This window comes from Naasia aerilata (genome assembly GCF_030296595.1).
GTDB classification, from domain to species: domain Bacteria; phylum Actinomycetota; class Actinomycetes; order Actinomycetales; family Microbacteriaceae; genus Naasia; species Naasia aerilata.
The window spans coordinates 3,295,589-3,311,554 of record NZ_AP027731.1 but is presented as its reverse complement, the minus strand read 5'-3'; the positions used below and the strand labels follow the sequence as shown (position 1 = coordinate 3,311,554).

Genomic DNA, 15,966 nt, shown 5'->3' with positions numbered 1-15,966 from the left:
GCCCTCACCCGAACCGCGGGTGTAACCGCCACACCGCGGGTGTCGCTACACCCGCGGAACGGCAGTTACACCCGCGGTTCCGCTACGAGTCGTACCCGAGGACGTCGAGGATCCACGCGAGCTCGAACGCGCGCTCGCGCCACGCCGAGTAGCGGCCGCTGACGCCGCCGTGCCCCGCGCTCATCTCCGTCTTGAGCAGCACCGGAGCGCCGACCTCACGCAGGCGCGCCACCCACTTCGCCGGCTCCACGTACAGCACGCGGGTGTCGTTGAGGCTCGTCATCGCGAGGATGCGCGGGTACGGATGCTCCGCGACGTTCTCGTAGGGCGAGTACGACTTCATGTACGCGTAGACCTCGGGATCGGCGAGCGGGTTTCCCCACTCGTCCCACTCGATGACCGTCAGCGGCAGGCTGGGGTCGAGGATCGACGTGAGCGGATCCACGAACGGCACGCTCGCGAGGATGCCCGCGAACCGGTCCGGCGCGAGATTCGCGACCGCGCCCATCAGCAGCCCGCCCGCGCTGCCGCCCTCGGCGACGAGCCGCTCCGGAGTCGCATAGCCCTCCGCGATCAGGTGATCCGCCGCGGCGACGAAGTCGGTGAAGGTGTTCCGCTTGGTCAGCAGCCGGCCCTGCTCGTACCACTCCCGGCCGAGCTCGCCGCCGCCGCGCACGTGCGCGACGGCGTAGAGCACGCCGCGGTCGAGAAGGGACAGCCGCGAGGGGAGAACGACGGGTCCATGCTCGCCTCGTACGAGCCATAGCCGTAGAGGAGGACGGGCGGCGGCCCGGCGGTCGGCGGCCGGTCGAACACCTCGCGCCGTGCGACGAGGGAGACGGGGACGAGCGCGCCGTCGGCGGCGGGCGCCCAGACCCGGCGCTGCTCGTAGTCGGTCGGGTCGTATCCGCCGAGCACCGGCTGGCGCTTCCGCAGCCGCAGCGCCCCCGACTCGACGTCGTAGTCGAACACCGTGGCGGGTGTCACGAACGACCCGTAGCCGAGCCGGAGGGTCGGCTGGTCCCACTCCGGGTTGCCCGCGAGATGAGCGGTGAACAGGGGCTCGTCGAAGGGGAGCTCGCGCAGCGGACCGGGGTTCTCGGAGTCAGGTGCGGTGAGGCCGGGCAGCGCCAGGAGGCCGACGCGGGCGAGTCCTCGGCGGCGGAACGCGACGGCGACGTGGCCGGCGAACGAGCTGACGCCCTCGAGGCGGGTCTCCGGGTCGGCGGGCAGGACGACCTCGCGCGGCCCTTGCGGATCGGCGGCCGCCACCGAGACCAGCTCGAAGTTGGTCGCGCCGTCGTTGTGCAGGATGAGGAGGCGGTCGTCGCCGCCGAGCACCGCGTGCGAGACGGAGTACTCGACGCCCTCCCGCCGCGGCCACACGACGCGGAACTCCCCGGTCGGGTCGTCGGCGGGCAGCAGCCACACCTCGCTCGTGATCTTCGAGTCGAGCTCGAGCGTCAGGTAGCGGCGCGAACGGCTGATCCCGATCCCGACCCAGAACCGCTCGTCCGGCTCCCGGAACACCACGACATCCTCGGAGTCGCCGCCGATGCTGTGGCGCCAGACGGTGTCCGGCCGCCAGGACTCGTCGACCGTCGTGTAGAAGACGTGGGCTCCGTCGGGCGACAGGACCGCGCCCGGCGCCGTGCCGCGGACCTCGTCCGGACGGTCGACGCCCGTCTCGAGGTCCCGGATGCGTAGCGTGTAGCGCTCGTCGCCGACCACATCGGTGGCGTAGGCGAGCAGGCGGCCGTCGGCGGACACATCGAAGGTGCCGAGGGAGAAGAAGTCGTGCCCCTCCGCCTCGACGTTCGAGTCGAGCAGCACCTGCTCGCCCTCCACGGGGGTGCCCGGCTCGAGCACCGGGGGATCCCAGTCCTCCGCGTCCGCGATGGGCGCCCGGCAGGAGATGCCGTACTGCTTCCCCTCGACGCTCCGCGTGTAGTACCACCACGCACCCTCGCGCAGCGGCACGGACAGGTCGGTCTGCTGGATGCGCGAGGAGATCTCGTCGAAGATGCGCGTGCGCAGCGGCTCGAGCGAGCTCAGCTGATCCTCGGTGTAGGCGTTCTCGGCTTCGAGATGGGCGAGGACCTCGGGGTCCTCCTTCGCGCGCAGCCACTCGTACGGGTCGGTGACGACGTCGCCGTGGTGCTCCCGCGTGGTGGGGACGCGCTTCGCGACCGGCGGGGTGCTCATGCGGCGCCGCCGACCAGCCGGTCGATCGCCGCGGCCGGGATCGGCAGCCAGTCCGGTCGGTTGCGGGCCTCGTAGACCGCCTCGTAGAGGGCCTTGTCGAGCTCGAGCGCGGCCAGGAGCCGCCCTTGCTCGGCGAGCGGATGCCCGATGCGGGTCTCGTAGCCCTCGAGGAAGGCGGCGCGGGCCGCGCGCGCCCACTCCTCGGTCGCGGCCGCGTGCTCGACTCCCGGGTTCCCGGCGCGGGAGGCTCCGGCCGCGTAGTCGAAGGAGCGGAGCATGCCCGCGACGTCCCGGAGGGCGAGGTCGGGCTGCGAACGCTCGTCCATCGGCCGCAGCGGCTCTCCCTCGAAGTCGAGCAGGACCCAGCCGCGGTCGGGCACGAGGAGGACCTGGCCGAGGTGGTAGTCGCCGTGTACGCGCTGCAGGCGCGGCCACGACTCCTCGGCGGCCGCCGTGAACACGGCGTCGATTGCGTCGGCCCGGTCCGCGAGCCCGTCCACGACCTCGGTGGCGGCGGCCAGCCGCGATCGCATGCTCGTGAGCAGCGCGGCGCGACGCTCGTCGTCCGGCGCCGCGGTCTCGAGCGACCGGGCGAGCACCTCGTGCACCTCCGCCGTGGCCTCGCCGAGCAGCCGGGCGCGCTCGGTGAAGTCCTCGCCGGCGTCGACGGCCGCGGTGGCCACGCGCCACGCGTCCTGGGTGCCGGGCAGGAACTCCTGCGCGAAGGCGAGATGCCCGGTCGCGCCGTCGTTCCACGTCCCGCGCACGGCGCCGATCGAGCGGGGCACTCGGTCGGAGCCGGCGCCCGCGATCGCGGTCTGCAGCACGACGTCGGGGTTGTCTCCGGGGTGCAGCGCCCGGAACACCTTCACGATGACCGTCGCGGCGCCGTCGCCGCCGTCGGTGTCCACGATGATCGACGTGTTGGACTGCTCGCCGCTCAGCACGCGGGAGGATCGATAGCCGCCGACGCCGGACACGGCCGGCTCGCCGGTCGCGCGTGCGCCGTGGCCTCCCGTCTCGCCGCCCGCGGTGACCAGCTCGAACAGCCCGCGCACGAAGGCGGGGTCGTGCGGTCCGTCGTAGCGGTGCCCGCCGTCGAGGGGGACCGGTCCGCGACCGGCGCCGTCCGGGTGACGACCGGCACCTGGTACAGGGTTCCTCCGGTCCGATCCTCGACGAGGAGGACGTCCGCCTCGACGCCCGCCTCCCCGGTGCCGACCGACCAGCGGCCGATCTCATGCAGGTCGGGGGTGCCGCCCTTGCCGCTGAACCAGCGCTGGCGCGCGATCCACTCGGTGAGCTCAGGGTCCAGGGGAGTGTCCTGCGCCATCGGGCGGCTCAGGCGGCGGGGGCGGGGCCGTCGGGCGCGGTGCCCGTCGGGAGGGGCGGGAGGTCGTGCTCCTCGAGCTCCTCGTTGACCGTGTTGTCAGGCCGGTCGGTCTGGTCTTCGGGGGAGATGTCCTCGTCGCCGTTCCGCCCGGCGTCGCCGATGGTGTCCATGTCAGGAGCCTACGCGCGGCGGTCCTTCTGGGGCTCGCGGCCCTGCACGGTTGACAGCAGGGCGGGGACTCGGGCAGGGGAGGCTGCGCGGGCGGCGAAGCCGTGCCTCAGCCGACGGCCTGGAGGGCGGTCATCGCGACCGCGAGAGCATCGACGAGCAGCGCCCACACGGTCAGCCCGCGTCGTGGATGGGGGCTGGCCGGCCAGGCGAGCCCGCAGACGAGGGTGAGCAGGGCGACCGCCCCGGTCCCCGCGAAGGCGAACAGCGTCCCCGTGAGGGTCGTCGCGGAGCGCCCCGCCGCATCGAGCAGCCCCACCTCGGGCGAGACGATGATCGCCACGGTGGCGAGCACGAGCATCGCGAGGGCCAGCAGCAGCTGGACCGGCGCGCTCCACCGGGCTCGGCCGGGACGCTTGACGCGGACGCGCGCGTCGAGGATCACGATCGTCGCGACGGCGAGCATCGCGAGGAACGGCACATAGCGGAGGGCGAGTGCCCCAAGTTCCACCCTCCACCTCCTGCTCCCGACGCTATCCCGGGAGCCCCGGGGCAGGCTGTGCGCGCCCTGAGGGTCAGGCGATAGGCAGGCCGCCGATGGGGTCGTTGTACCCGTTCTCGCTCTCCGCCTGGGCCTGCTCCTCGACCTGCTGCTCGTGCGACGGGGTCGTCTGCTCGTTCTCGTCCGGCTCTCCGCCGGTTCGCTGCTCGTCCATGCAGCGACCGTACGCCGGCCGTTCCGCCGCGAACAGGGGGAGGGACGGCCGGGTGAAGTACCGCTAGAGTCGAGCCGTGCCCACCGGGATCGACGACGCACAGGACGGGTCTGCACCGTGGACCTGACCTTCATCCTCGTCCTCGTCATCGCTCTGGCGCTGTTCTTCGACTTCACGAACGGCTTCCACGACACGGCGAACGCCATGGCCACGCCGATCGCCACCGGGGCGCTCAAGCCAAAGGTCGCCGTCGGCCTCGCCGCGGTCCTCAACCTGGTCGGCGCGTTCCTCTCGACCGAGGTCGCCAAGACCATCTCGGGCGGCATCATCCGCGAGGGCAGCGGCGGCGTCCAGATCACGCCGGAGTTCATCTTCGCGGGCCTCATCGGCGCCATCGTCTGGAATCTCGTCACCTGGTTCTTCGGCCTGCCGTCCTCCTCGAGCCACGCTCTGTTCGGCGGGCTCATCGGCGCGGCGATCGTCGGTGCGGGCCTCCAGGCCGTGGACTTCGGCGTCGTCGTCTCGAAGGTCCTGCTGCCGGCACTCTTCGCCCCCGCGATCGCCGGCCTCACCGCCTTCACCGCGACGCGCATCGCGTACGCCATCACGCGGCGCTATGACGGTCGTCCGGACGGGCGCGGTGTCTTCCGCTACGGCCAGGTCTTCTCCTCCTCCCTCGTCGCCCTCGCCCACGGCACGAACGATGCGCAGAAGACCATGGGCGTCATCACGCTCGCCCTCATCGCCGCCGGTCTCCAGGCGCCGGGGTCCTCGCCCGAGTTCTGGGTGATCGGCGCCTGCGCCCTCGCGATCGCGATCGGCACGTACTCCGGCGGATGGCGGATCATCCGGACCATGGGCACCGGCCTCACCGCCGTGAAGCCGGCTCAGGGCTTCGCCGCGGAGGTCAGCACCGCCGCGACGATCCTCGCGTCCTCGCACCTCGGCTTCGCGCTCTCGACGACGCACGTCGCGTCCGGCTCCGTGATCGGCTCGGGCCTCGGCCGGCGGGGCTCCTCCGTGCGGTGGTCGACCGCGCGCCGCATCGTCGTCGGCTGGCTGTTCACACTGCCGGCCGCCGCCATCGTCGGCGCGGTCGCGGCCCTCCTCGCCTCCCTCGGCCCCGTGGGCATCATCATCGACGCGATCCTCGGCGTCGCCTTCATCACCGCCATCTTCGTGCTCTCCCGCAACGACCGCGTCGACAGCGCAAGCCTTGAGAAGGAGGTCAACGCGGCGGGCCAGATCGTCAAGATCAAGAAGGTCAAGCCGAAGAAGAAGCCGAGGAGCCAGACCGCGTGAACATCGACTGGCTCGCCCTGGTCGTCGTCGCCGTCGCCTCCATCGTCGGCGCGGCAGTGACGGTCACCCTGATCGCGACAGGCATCAAGCTGCTCGCCGTCCCGCCCGCCGGGTCCGCCGCGGTCGCCCCCGCGCGCGACGACGAGACCGACGACGTGGCCGCGGCGACACGGCCGGCCATGGCGACGATCGGCGGCATCGCCTGCTTCACCCTGGGCTCGCTCGTCGTCCTGTACGGCGTCTACCTGATCGTCCCCTTCTTCCACCGAGGCTGAGCGGATGGTCCGGGCCGTCCGGTTCTCCCGCTTCGGCGGGCCGTCCGTCCTGGCCTACGAGCCGGTCGACGACGTCGCCACGCCTGCTGGTCGCATCCGCGTGCGGGTGGAGGCGGCCGGGCTCAACGTGTACGACACGAAGCGCCGGGAGGGCCGCGAGGGCGACGTCCGCTTCCCGGCGGGCAACGGCAGCGAGTTCGCCGGCGTCGTCGAGGAGCTCGGCGAGGGAGCGACCGGGTTCTCGGCCGGCCAGCCCGTGCTCGGCAGGGCGTACTTCCGCTCCCAGGCCGACGCCGTACGGGTGAAGCCCGAGGAGATCGTGGCGAGACCGGCGGCACTCCCGGTGGAGGTGGCGGGAGGGCTCGACGTGGCGGGGCGGACCGCCGCCGAGCTGGTGCGCTTCGCCGGGATCGGCCCCGCCGACACGGTGCTGGTGAGCGCCGCCGCAGGCGGAGTGGGATCGGTGGTCGTGCAGCTCGCGCGACTCGCGGGCGCGACCGTCCTCGGCACGGCCGGCGACCGGAACGCCGACTTCCTGGAGTCGGTCGGCGTGCTCCGCGTGCCGTACGGTCCCGAGCTCGCGGAGCGCGTCCGCCGGGCTGCGCCGGGGCCGGTCACGGCCGTCCTCGACCTGCACGGCCGCGAGACCATCGAGGCCGGCCTGGCGCTCGGCGTGGCGCCCTCGCGCATCGTGACCCTCGCAGACCGCCCGGCCGCCGAGGAGCTCGGCACCGCTGCCCTCCCGTCCGGCCCGGCCGACTCGGCGGACCTCGCGCGCGTCGCGTCCCTCGTGGCGGCGGGGGAGGTGGTGCTCCCGATCGACCGCGTGTTCCCCGTCGAGGATGTCGTCGCGGCCTACGAGCACTTCGAGGGCCGTCACCTGCGCGGCAAGGTCGTCCTGCGCTTCTGAGGAGAGGGGGCGTGGTCCCGGACCCACCCGTCGGCAGGGCGGATCGGCGCGCGTCGGCGCCCGGCGGTAGGGTCGGCTCCGTGGACAGCGACGCCCTCGACCCCATCCCGATGCGCACCGAGACCGACTCGGTCGGATCGGTGCAGGTCCCCGCAGACGCGTACTGGGGAATCCACACCGCCCGAGCTCTGGAGAACTTCCCCATCTCGCGGCGGCCGATCTCGGTGTATCCGAACTTCGTCCACGCCCTCGGCGCCGTGAAGCAGGCGGCGGCCCGAGCCAACGCGGAGCTCGGCGTGCTGCCGGCCGACAAGGCCGAGCTCATCGATGCCGCCTGCGCGGACGTGCGAGCCGGGCTGCTCGACGAGCAGTTCGTCGTCGGCGTCGTGCAGGGCGGCGCGGGCACCAGCACCAACATGAACGCCAACGAGGTCATCGCCAACCGGGCACTGGAGCTCGCGGGACGCCCGAAGGGCGACTACGCGTTCCTGCACCCGATCGACGACGTCAATCGCAGCCAGTCGACCAACGACGTCTATCCGACGGCGCTCAAGGTCGCGCTCTGCATGGGCGTCGACGCGCTGCTCGACGAGCTCGACCGCCTGCGCCTCTCCTTCGCCTACAAGGGGCAGGAGTTCGCGCACATCCTCAAGGTCGGGCGCACCCAGCTGCAGGATGCGGTGCCGATGACGCTCGGCCAGGAGTTCCGGAGCTTCGCGGTCACGCTGGGGGAGGACCACTCCCGCCTGAGGGAGACGACGCCGCTGCTCTACGAGCACAACCTCGGCGCGACGGCCATCGGCACCGGGATCACCGCCGACCCCGGCTACGCGCCCGCCGTGAACCGGCACCTGCGCGCCATCACGGGATTCGACCACGTCACCGCCCAGGACCTCGTCGAGGCCACCTCCGACGCGGGCGTCTTCATGTCCCTCTCGGGCACGCTCAAGCGGTCGGCGATCAAGCTCTCCAAGATCTGCAACGACCTCCGGCTGCTGTCATCCGGGCCCCAGGCGGGCTTCGGCGAGATCAACCTGCCGCCGCGCCAGGCCGGGTCGTCCATCATGCCGGGCAAGGTGAACCCGGTCATCCCGGAGGTCGTCAACCAGATCGCGTTCTCGATCGCGGGCGCCGACGTCACCGTCACGATGGCCGCGGAGGCGGGGCAGCTGCAGCTCAACGCGTTCGAGCCGATCATCGCCCACTCGCTGCTGCAGAGCCTCACCTGGCTGGAGAACGGCTGCCGCACTCTGCGGGTGAACTGCGTGGACGGGATCACCGCCAACGAGCGGCGCCTCAGCCAGATGGTGGGCGCCTCGGTCGGCATCGTGACGGCACTCACCCCGTACATCGGCTACGCCGCCGCGGCCGCCCTGGCGAAGCAGGCTCTGGCCGGGCACCGGGACGTCGCCGACCTCGTGGTCGAGTCCGGCCTGCTCACGCGCGAGGAGGTCACCCAGCTGCTCGCGCTCGAGCGGCTGGCGGGGCAGCCGACCGCGACGGCGCCCATCCCGGTCCTGCCGCCCGTGCAGCAGTTCCCGGCGCCCGCGGAGCGCTAGCCGCGCGGGCGCCGGGCTCGAGCCTCAGCGCCCGGAGGGACCGGTCTCGGAACCCGTGGCCGTGGCCGCGTCCGGGACCTCGTGCGGGTCGCCGGTCGTGACGCCGTCGGCGTCCACCGCGAAGTCGGCCGCCTCGGACCCGCCCTCGGCTGCCGCCGCGTCGCCCGAGGGGATCTCGGCGGCGTCCGGCTCGGACGCCTCGGTCTCGAAGGCGGTCTCCGTCTCGTCGTCCTCGTCGTCGAGCGCCGCGAGCGCCTCGTCCCGCGCCTCGGCGGCGCTGCGGATGGCGCGGTCGCTGCGCTCCTTGATCTCGTCGGCGCGGTCGGTGACGCGCTTCTGCACGTCCGTCGCGGTGTCCGACACCCGCCCCCGGGCGTCGGTCGCGGCGCCGGTCACCTTGGACGCGACATCCTTCGCCGTGGTCGAGGTCCGATCGACGACCTCGCGCGCGGTGGTCGAGGTGCGGTCCGCGACCTCACGCGCCGCCGTGGCGGTCTTCTCGGCGAGCTCGCGCGCGACCTCGGCGGCCCGGGCGGCGGCCTCCTTCGCGGCCTCGCTCGTCTTCGTGGCCGCGTCCCGCAGGACGGGAGCCTGTTCGCGCGCGTACCGGGCGGCGTCCTCGCGCGCCTTCGTCACGCGCGGGTCGCTCCAGACCTCGTCCGCGCGCTCCTTCAGCTGCAGGTACCGCTCGCGACCGGCGCGAGTGCCCAGCACGTAGCCGAGGGCGCCGCCGAGGACGAAGAGTGCTCTGAGTCGCACGGTCAGCGCTCCTCGAGAGGATCGCCGGGGGTGGCGTCGCGGCGGTCGCCCCGGACGTCGTCGAGCGGGTTCAGCGGGTCGCCGGGGAGGTCCGGCGGTTGGTCTCCTCGAGCCCGTCGTCGGTGAGGGGATCGCCGGGCGTCTCCGGCTTGCGGGTGGCCTGGGCCTCGTCCAGCTCCTCGAGGTGCTCCTCGCTCTGGATCGGGTTGCCCGGCGTGGTGAAATCGGCGTCCGCCGGAGTGGAGAAGTCGGAGACGACTGCAGCCTCGTCCGGGGTCTCGTATTCGCGTGAACTCATGCACTCAGCCTACGCCGGGGGCGCTCTCCCGTACCCGGGAGGATCCTCCCAGCCTGCTCGCGGGGGAGTGCGGAAGCGGACTCAGCCGGGCTGGACCTCGGGGCCGGGCTCGACCCCGCCCAGGTCCCCCCGAGCCTCGGGGGAGGCGGCGGACTCCTCACGGATCGCGCGACCCTCGGCCACGTCCCGCGCGAGGGACCGGGCGATGATGAGGTTCCGCGCGGTGTCCCGCATGGGCACGCGGATGGTCGCCTCCGACTCGATGCCCTGGCGGAGCTGCGTCATGCGCGTGAGCTCGGCGTCGAGTCCCGCGCCGAGCACCAGCATCAGGTTGCTGAGGTACAGCCAGAGGAGCACGACGAGCGCACCGCCGACCCACCCGTAGAGCTCGTTGTAGTGGGCGATCCCGGTGACGTAGAGCCAGAACCCTATGGTCGCGAGTGTCCAGCCGCACAGGGCGAGGATCGCTCCCGACGAGAACCAGGGCACGGTCTGCCGGTCGACCGTCGGCGTCCAGAAGAACAGGAGCGCGATGAGCGCGGCCGCGAGGAGGATCAGGACCGGCCAGCGCGCGAGGTTCCACACCGAGACCCACGGCTCTCCGATGCCGGCCACCTCGGCGGCGGCCGCGGCGACGCGGGGCGTGCCGAGCAGCAGGAGCAGCTCGAGCGCGAGACCGCAGGTGAGCAGCAGGGTCACGACGATCATGAGGGCGCGGAACTTCCAGATCCGCCGGCCCTCCTGCGTCCCGTAGAGCGTGTTCACCGCGCGCCCGAACGCCGTGGAGTAGGCGGATCCCGTCCAGAGCGTCAGCACGACGCCCACGAGGAGAGCGCCGCCCGGATTCCCGAGCTGGGTGAACTGCTCCAGCGGGCCGCGAACCGTCTCCACCATGCGGTCGGAGGCCACCTCGCTCACGACCTTGAGCACGAAGTCCACCGCGCGGGATCCGTCGAGGAGGGCGAGCGCCGACATCACGGTCAGGGCCGCGGGGAACAGGGTGATCGCCGAGAAGAAGGTCAGTGCGGCTGCGGAGTCGATGCCCCGGTACCGCACGAACGAGTGCCCGGTGCGCCGGAGGACGTAGGACCAGTCGCGGGGGCGGACGAGCCGGGGGCGGCGCGTCACGCGTCTTCCCGGACGACGTCGCCCGGAGCCTTGTCGGTGCGCCACCCGCGCCAGGAGGGCTGCCGCAGCCGGCCCGGCCCCGTCCACTCGGCGAACTCCACCTCGCCGACGAGTTCGGGTGAGACCCAGTGCGCGTCCTTCGCGTCGGGGCGCGGGATGTCGAGGAAGGGGTTGTCGGTCTGCTCGAGCGGCGCCAGCCGGGCGCCGATCTCGGCGAGCGAGCGGCTCGTGAAGCCGGTTCCGACCTTGCCGACGTACGTCAGGCCGCCGTCGCCGGGGATGCCGAGGAGGAGCGAGCCGATGGCTCCGCTCCGTCCGCCCTGTCCGGGACGCCAACCGCCGATCACGACCTCCTGCATCAGGTGATGCTTGATCTTCACCCACGACGGGGATCGGCGGCCCGCCGAGTAGAGCGAGTCGCGCTTCTTGGCGACCAATCCCTCGAGCCCCAGCTCCTTGCTTGCGGCGAGCGCCTCCTGGACGGTGCTCTCGGCGCCCGAGAACTCCGGCGGGACCTGCACGACCCCGGTGGATGCCACCGTGCGCGCGAGGAGCTCGCGGCGCTCGGAGTACGGCCGGTCGAGGAGGGCGCGCCCGTCGACCTCGAGCAGGTCGAAGACCATGAGGTGCACGGGCACGGACCGGCGCGCGGCCTGGATGTCGGCCTCGCGCTGCAGGTTCATGCGCTGCTGCAGCAGGCCGAAGTCCGGTCGTCCGCCTCGGCCGATGGCGACGATCTCCCCGTCGAGCAGGGCCGTGCCGGCCGAGACGGGGGCCGGCACGCCGGCGAGCTCGGGATAGCCGGCGGTCAGGTCGTTCCTATTGCGGCTGACCACGCGAACCCGGCCGTCCCGCACTTCGACGAGCGCGCGGATGCCGTCCCACTTCATCTCGAACGCCCAGTCGTGACCGCTGCCCACCGTGTCCTCGGTGCCGAGGGTGGCGAGCATGGGGCCGCGCTCGAGGAGATCCCGGATCGCCGACCTGTCGGCTTCTGCAGCACCTCGCGCCGATTCCGCGACAGGGCTGGGCGGGTCCTGCGTGCCCGGGGCCGCCACGACGGGTTCCGCGGCAGCGGGGGAGCCGTGCTCGGGCTTCATGCGATGCATCAGCCAGTTCTTCTCGTCACCAGGCGCTCGCCCGGTGCGGATCAGCGCCACGCGCACCGGGCCGCCGAGGGGTCCGCCGGGGCGGCCGTGCAGCGTCACGATGACCTCGGAGTCGCGCCACTTCTCGAGCTCGTAGGTGCCGGCGTCCCAGATGGTGACCTCGCCGCCGCCGTACTCCCCGGCCGGGATGCGGCCCTCGAAGGTGCCGTACTCGAGCGGGTGGTCCTCGGTGTGCACGGCGAGGTGGTTCTCGCTGACGCTCTCCGGGACGCCCTTGGGGACCGCCCAGGACACGAGGACGCCGTCGCGCTCCAGCCGGAAGTCGTAGTGCAGGCGGCGCGCGTGGTGCTCCTGGATGACGAAGCTCTGCCCGTCGGAGGGCAGCGCCGGCTCGGCGGGGACCGGCTCCGGCGTCTTCGACGCATCCCGCATGCTCCGGTACTTCGCGAGCCGGTCGGCGCTCTCGGGAGTGGTCTCGAACGTGGCCATGCGCTCCGGCGTCGGCTCGAGGACCCGGGGCGGATCGAGAGCCGCCAGCAGGTCGCCGTCCCGGGCCACTCGCTCGAGCACCTCTGAGAAGAGGAGGTGGGCAAGGCCCGGATCGTCCAGCTCCTCCCACGTGCGCGGCGCGGCGACCGTGGGGTGCGCGCGCCCGCGCAGCGAGTACGGCGCGATCGTCGTCTTCGCCGCGCTGTTCTGGCTCCAGTCGACGAGCACCTTGCCCACCCGCAGCGTCTTCTTCATGTCGCTGACGATGAGGTCCGGATCATCGGCCTCCAGGGCGCGCGCGAGCTCGTGGGCGAAGGCCGAGATCTCGTCGCTCGTCTGACTGCCGTCGAGATGGGCATAGAGGTGGATGCCCTTGCTTCCGCTCGTCACGGGAAACGGGCGGAGCCCGACGCCCTCGAGGATCGGGCGCACCCGGCGCGCGATCTCCGCGCACTCCTGCAGCCCCGTGCCCGGGCCGGGGTCCAGGTCGAGGACGAGGCGGTCCGGGTTCTGGGGCGTGCCCTGGGCGTCGAAGCGCCACTGCGGCACGTGGAGCTCGAGGGAGGACACCTGAGCGGCCCAGGCCAGAGTCGCGCGGTCGTTGAGCAGCGGGTACTCGATCGTGTGCGACTTGTGGTGCTGGACGCGTCGCGGGATCCAGTCGGGAGCGCCGTCGTCGACGTTCTTCTGGAAGAACACCTCGCCCGGCGCCGACTCCGTGCCGACGCCGTTGACCCAGCGCTTCCGGGTCAGCGGACGCTCCCGGGTGTGGGGCAGGAGCACGGCGGCGACCCGCGCGTAGTAGTCGATCACCTCGGCCTTGGTGGTTCCCGTCTCGGGGTAGAGCACCTTGTCGAGGTGGGTCAGGCGGAGGCGTCGACCGTCCACGACCACCGCGTCCCCGCTCGAGCGCGCCATGCGACCTCCTCCGGCATGCCGTCAGCCGGATTGTCAACGCTACCGCTCACCTGATCAAACGCGGAATACTGGGGGCATGAGGTCCATCTGGAAGGGCGCGATCACATTCGGCCTGGTCAACGTGCCGGTGAAGGTCTACAGCGCCACGGAGGACCACGACGTCCCCATGCACCAGGTCCACGACGCCGACGGCGGACGCATCCGCTACCAGCGCATCTGCGAGATCGACGGCGAGGTCGTCGAGTTCAGCCACATCCAGAAGGCGTACGACGACGGCGACCGCACGGTCGTCATCACGCCGGACGACCTGGCCTCGCTCCCCGTCGAGCAGAACCGGGAGATCGACGTCGTCGAGTTCGTGCCCAGCGACCAGGTCGACCCGATCATGTACGAGCGCAGCTACTACCTCGAGCCGGACTCGCGCTCGCCGAAGGCCTACGTGCTGCTGCGCGAGACGCTGCAGCAGACGGACCGGACTGCCATCGTCAAGTTCGCGATCCGTCAGAAGATGCGGCTCGCCGCACTGCGGGTGAAGGGCGACGTGCTCGTGCTGCAGACGCTCCTCTGGGGCGACGAGGTGCGGGAGGCCAACTTCAAGTCGCTGAACGAGAAGGTCGACATCTCCGAGAAGGAGCTGAAGATGTCCTCCTCGCTCGTGAAGAGCTTCGAGAGCGACTTCACGCCGGAGAACTTCACCGACGAGTACCAGGAGCAGCTCCGCAAGCTCATCGACGCGAAGCTCGAGCAGGGCGAGGCGATCGACAAGGAGAAGACGTTCGGCGAGACGGCCGACGAGGCGGACGGCGGCGAGGTCCTCGACCTCATGGAGGCGCTCCGCCGCAGCGTGGAGCGGAACCGGTCCTCTAAGAAGGACGACGCGGCGCCGGCCGACGCGGGCGACGACGAGCCGCCGGCCGAGGACAAGAAGGACGGCAAGGGCAAGAAGAAGGGTGGCGGCAAGGGCAAGAAGGCCGCGTCCGAGGGCGCGGAGGAGCCCGCCGAGACCGCGCCGAAGCGCAAGCGCGCCTCCGCCTGACGCCGCCTAGCGGCGGCGTGCGGTCGCGGGCAGCGCGAGCCAGACGAGGACGACGACCACGGCCGTGACGGCGGCCGACACGATGCCGACGGTCCGGCCGAGCACGACGTCGAAGATGAGCAGCACGACGCCGGTGATGACCAGGCCGACGCAGAGCAGGATCGCCTGCAGCAGCCGGTCGGCGATCCGCACCACCTCGGCCTTCCGCTGCTTCCGGAACAGTGCGCGGTGCAGGCTCACGGGCCCGAGGCCGAGCGCCGTGCTGAGTGCGGCGAGGCCGATCAGCGCGAGGTAGACGCCGACCTGGAAGCCGTCGAGGTCCGTGAACTTGGGCTGGAACGCGAGGGTCAGCAGGAATCCCGTCAGGATCTGGGTTCCCGTCTGCGTGACGCGCAGCTCCTGGAGGAGCTCGTTCCAGTTCCGGTCGAGCCGCTCGTTCTCGGTCTCGTCCCGGCCGTCGCCGGCCACCGCGTCCTCGCGCTGCCGATCCGGTGCCCCCGCGCTGTGCGACATGCGCTTCAGTCTAGGAAACGGGGGCGTGTCAGCGCAGTACGACGCGCCCCCTCGCCGCGAGGGCGGAGGCCCTGGGCAGGGGTGGGCCGGGCGACCTAGGCTGACGCCCATGGACTTCCTCCCCATCCCGCAGGCGGACGACCTCAGCGCCGAGGCCCGCACCGCTCGAGCCCAGCTGATCGAGTCGCACGGCCGGATCTCGAACCTGCGAGCGGCACTCCTCGGGCACGTGCCGAGCTTCCGCGCGTACCTCGAGTGGTACACGCTCAAAGACGAGCTCGTGGCCGTGATCGGGGAGCGGGCGGTCAGCCTCTTCTCCTACGCCATCTCCGACGAGTACGGGTGCGACGCGTGCTCGCTGTTCTTCCGGCGGGTGCTCGAAGGAGCGGGGAGGACCCCGACGGCACGCCCGCCGGCGAGCGGGACCGCGTGCTGATGGAGTTCGGCCGTGAGCTGGTTCGAGCGCCGCACAGCATCCCGGAGCCGCTCTACGCCAGCCTGTCGCGGCAGTTCGCGCCGGCCCAGCGTGTGCTGCTCGTGGCCTTCGCGGGCCTCATGGTCGCCACCAACGTCGCGAACGCGGTCGGCCGGGTCCCGGTCGACCCCGAGCTGCACCGAGCTGAGGACGCCGAGCCGGAGCTGGCGATGAACGCGCTCGAGAGCGGAGCGGAGTGAGCTCCGCGCGAGCGCTCGACTGACGACGCTCGCGCACGGAGAGCTCATCCGCCACGGACAGGAGAAGGCCCGGACGGTGGACCGTCCGGGCCTCGAAGGGGAAGTCTCAGCGCCGCGCCGACTCGTGCCAGCGCAGCCAGGAGACGGCGTGGAAGAGCGTCGGGTGAGACCCGTCGAACTGCCGGACCGTAATCGACTCGTCGTGCCACGGGAACACCACGAACTCGAGGGTTCCGCCCGCGGTCGTCCTGGACTGCACGAAGCCGAGGGGACGCAGTGCTCCGGGCTCCTCGACGATCCACTGGCCATCGTCGATCTGCCGGGCGTAGGGGTGGTACGGCTTCGACTGGTCGTACTGCTCGACCGGCCGTGCTATCTCTCGAATGCTCATCAATACGCTCCTCGCACCGCGTCGTGCGTGTCAGACGCTACCCCGGGGCAACCGGGGTACAAGCAGGTCTACAGCACCTTCTCAGTGGGCCGAAAGGGCTTGCGAACGGCCCGAAGTTCATGCAGATGCTGAGAGCGCGATCATCCTCCGGCTCTCGAGAAACCTTCAGGAATTGGGGGACA

Annotated in this window: 18 protein-coding genes and 1 pseudogene; 7 read left to right on the top strand and 12 right to left on the bottom strand. The window is 71.9% G+C overall.

Going from position 1 to position 15,966, the window contains the following annotated elements:
* Positions 1-82: 82 nt before the first annotated feature.
* The 6 genes and pseudogenes from QUE51_RS17175 to QUE51_RS17150 form a co-directional block, all read right to left on the bottom strand.
* Positions 83-2,205, bottom strand: a pseudogene (locus QUE51_RS17175) (S9 family peptidase).
* Entirely contained in the window at positions 2,202-3,263 is a 1,062-nt protein-coding gene (locus tag QUE51_RS17170; RefSeq protein ID WP_286277540.1) for a phosphotransferase, read from the bottom strand. The pseudogene QUE51_RS17175 and the gene QUE51_RS17170 overlap by 4 nt, the downstream one beginning before the upstream one ends.
* The gene (locus QUE51_RS17165) at positions 3,146-3,538 is read right to left on the bottom strand and encodes a maltokinase N-terminal cap-like domain-containing protein (RefSeq protein ID WP_286277539.1); all 393 of its coding nucleotides are present in this window, start codon (positions 3,536-3,538) and stop codon (positions 3,146-3,148) included. The genes QUE51_RS17170 and QUE51_RS17165 overlap by 118 nt, the downstream gene beginning before the upstream one ends.
* A gap of 8 nt (positions 3,539-3,546) precedes the next feature.
* Complete coding sequence (locus QUE51_RS17160; RefSeq protein WP_286277538.1) at positions 3,547-3,708, bottom strand: hypothetical protein; 162 nt, start codon at positions 3,706-3,708, stop codon at positions 3,547-3,549.
* Between the two features lie 107 nt (positions 3,709-3,815).
* Positions 3,816-4,217 (bottom strand): hypothetical protein, encoded by a 402-nt coding sequence (locus tag QUE51_RS17155; protein ID WP_286277537.1) that lies wholly within the window; start codon positions 4,215-4,217, stop codon positions 3,816-3,818.
* 64 nt (positions 4,218-4,281) lie between these two features.
* Positions 4,282-4,422 carry a hypothetical protein gene (locus QUE51_RS17150; RefSeq protein ID WP_286277536.1) on the bottom strand — a complete coding sequence of 47 codons (141 nt, stop codon included), beginning with the start codon at positions 4,420-4,422 and terminating at the stop codon, positions 4,282-4,284.
* A gap of 117 nt (positions 4,423-4,539) precedes the next feature.
* On the opposite strand from QUE51_RS17150, the gene QUE51_RS17145 reads away from it, so the two are divergent.
* The 4 genes from QUE51_RS17145 to QUE51_RS17130 all read left to right on the top strand — a co-directional run bounded on the left by QUE51_RS17145 (position 4,540) and on the right by QUE51_RS17130 (position 8,468).
* The gene (locus tag QUE51_RS17145) at positions 4,540-5,724 is read left to right on the top strand and encodes an inorganic phosphate transporter (RefSeq protein WP_286277535.1); all 1,185 of its coding nucleotides are present in this window, start codon (positions 4,540-4,542) and stop codon (positions 5,722-5,724) included.
* Entirely contained in the window at positions 5,721-5,999 is a 279-nt protein-coding gene (locus QUE51_RS17140) for a hypothetical protein (RefSeq protein ID WP_286277534.1), read from the top strand. The genes QUE51_RS17145 and QUE51_RS17140 overlap by 4 nt, the downstream gene beginning before the upstream one ends.
* A 4-nt stretch (positions 6,000-6,003) precedes the next feature.
* Positions 6,004-6,909, top strand: coding sequence for an NADP-dependent oxidoreductase (locus QUE51_RS17135; RefSeq protein WP_286277533.1), 906 nt, complete (start codon positions 6,004-6,006; stop codon positions 6,907-6,909).
* Positions 6,910-7,019: 110 nt separating this feature from the next.
* On the top strand, positions 7,020-8,468 hold the full coding sequence (locus tag QUE51_RS17130; RefSeq protein WP_286279453.1) for an aspartate ammonia-lyase: 1,449 nt from the start codon (positions 7,020-7,022) through the stop codon (positions 8,466-8,468).
* A 24-nt stretch (positions 8,469-8,492) separates the two neighbouring features.
* Here the strand turns inward: QUE51_RS17130 and QUE51_RS17125 are convergent, their stop codons facing one another.
* From QUE51_RS17125 to QUE51_RS17110, 4 genes are all read right to left on the bottom strand, one after another.
* Positions 8,493-9,227 carry a prolipoprotein diacylglyceryl transferase gene (locus QUE51_RS17125; RefSeq protein WP_286277532.1) on the bottom strand — a complete coding sequence of 245 codons (735 nt, stop codon included), beginning with the start codon at positions 9,225-9,227 and terminating at the stop codon, positions 8,493-8,495.
* 70 nt (positions 9,228-9,297) lie between these two features.
* A complete protein-coding gene (locus QUE51_RS17120) occupies positions 9,298-9,525 on the bottom strand; it encodes a hypothetical protein (RefSeq protein WP_286277531.1) in 228 nt (75 codons plus the stop codon).
* 81 nt (positions 9,526-9,606) lie between these two features.
* Positions 9,607-10,653 carry a YihY/virulence factor BrkB family protein gene (locus QUE51_RS17115; protein WP_286277530.1) on the bottom strand — a complete coding sequence of 349 codons (1,047 nt, stop codon included), beginning with the start codon at positions 10,651-10,653 and terminating at the stop codon, positions 9,607-9,609.
* Positions 10,650-13,169: an ATP-dependent DNA ligase gene (locus tag QUE51_RS17110; protein ID WP_286277529.1), complete on the bottom strand. Its 2,520-nt coding sequence runs from the start codon at positions 13,167-13,169 to the stop codon at positions 10,650-10,652. Before QUE51_RS17110 ends, QUE51_RS17115 begins: the two co-directional genes overlap by 4 nt.
* A gap of 76 nt (positions 13,170-13,245) precedes the next feature.
* Here QUE51_RS17110 and ku point away from each other — a divergent pair, with 76 nt between their 5' ends.
* The gene (gene ku, locus QUE51_RS17105; protein ID WP_286277528.1) at positions 13,246-14,205 is read left to right on the top strand and encodes a non-homologous end joining protein Ku; all 960 of its coding nucleotides are present in this window, start codon (positions 13,246-13,248) and stop codon (positions 14,203-14,205) included.
* Positions 14,206-14,211: 6 nt separating this feature from the next.
* On the opposite strand, the gene QUE51_RS17100 is transcribed toward ku, so the two are convergent.
* Complete coding sequence (locus QUE51_RS17100) at positions 14,212-14,718, bottom strand: DUF6328 family protein (RefSeq protein ID WP_286277527.1); 507 nt, start codon at positions 14,716-14,718, stop codon at positions 14,212-14,214.
* Positions 14,719-14,827: 109 nt separating this feature from the next.
* On the opposite strand from QUE51_RS17100, the gene QUE51_RS17095 reads away from it, so the two are divergent.
* Complete coding sequence (locus QUE51_RS17095; RefSeq protein WP_286277526.1) at positions 14,828-15,154, top strand: hypothetical protein; 327 nt, start codon at positions 14,828-14,830, stop codon at positions 15,152-15,154.
* Complete coding sequence (locus QUE51_RS17090; RefSeq protein WP_286277525.1) at positions 15,148-15,393, top strand: carboxymuconolactone decarboxylase family protein; 246 nt, start codon at positions 15,148-15,150, stop codon at positions 15,391-15,393. Before QUE51_RS17095 ends, QUE51_RS17090 begins: the two co-directional genes overlap by 7 nt.
* Positions 15,394-15,499: 106 nt before the next feature.
* On the opposite strand, the gene QUE51_RS17085 is transcribed toward QUE51_RS17090, so the two are convergent.
* Entirely contained in the window at positions 15,500-15,784 is a 285-nt protein-coding gene (locus QUE51_RS17085; protein ID WP_286277523.1) for a hypothetical protein, read from the bottom strand.
* Positions 15,785-15,966: the final 182 nt, after the last annotated feature.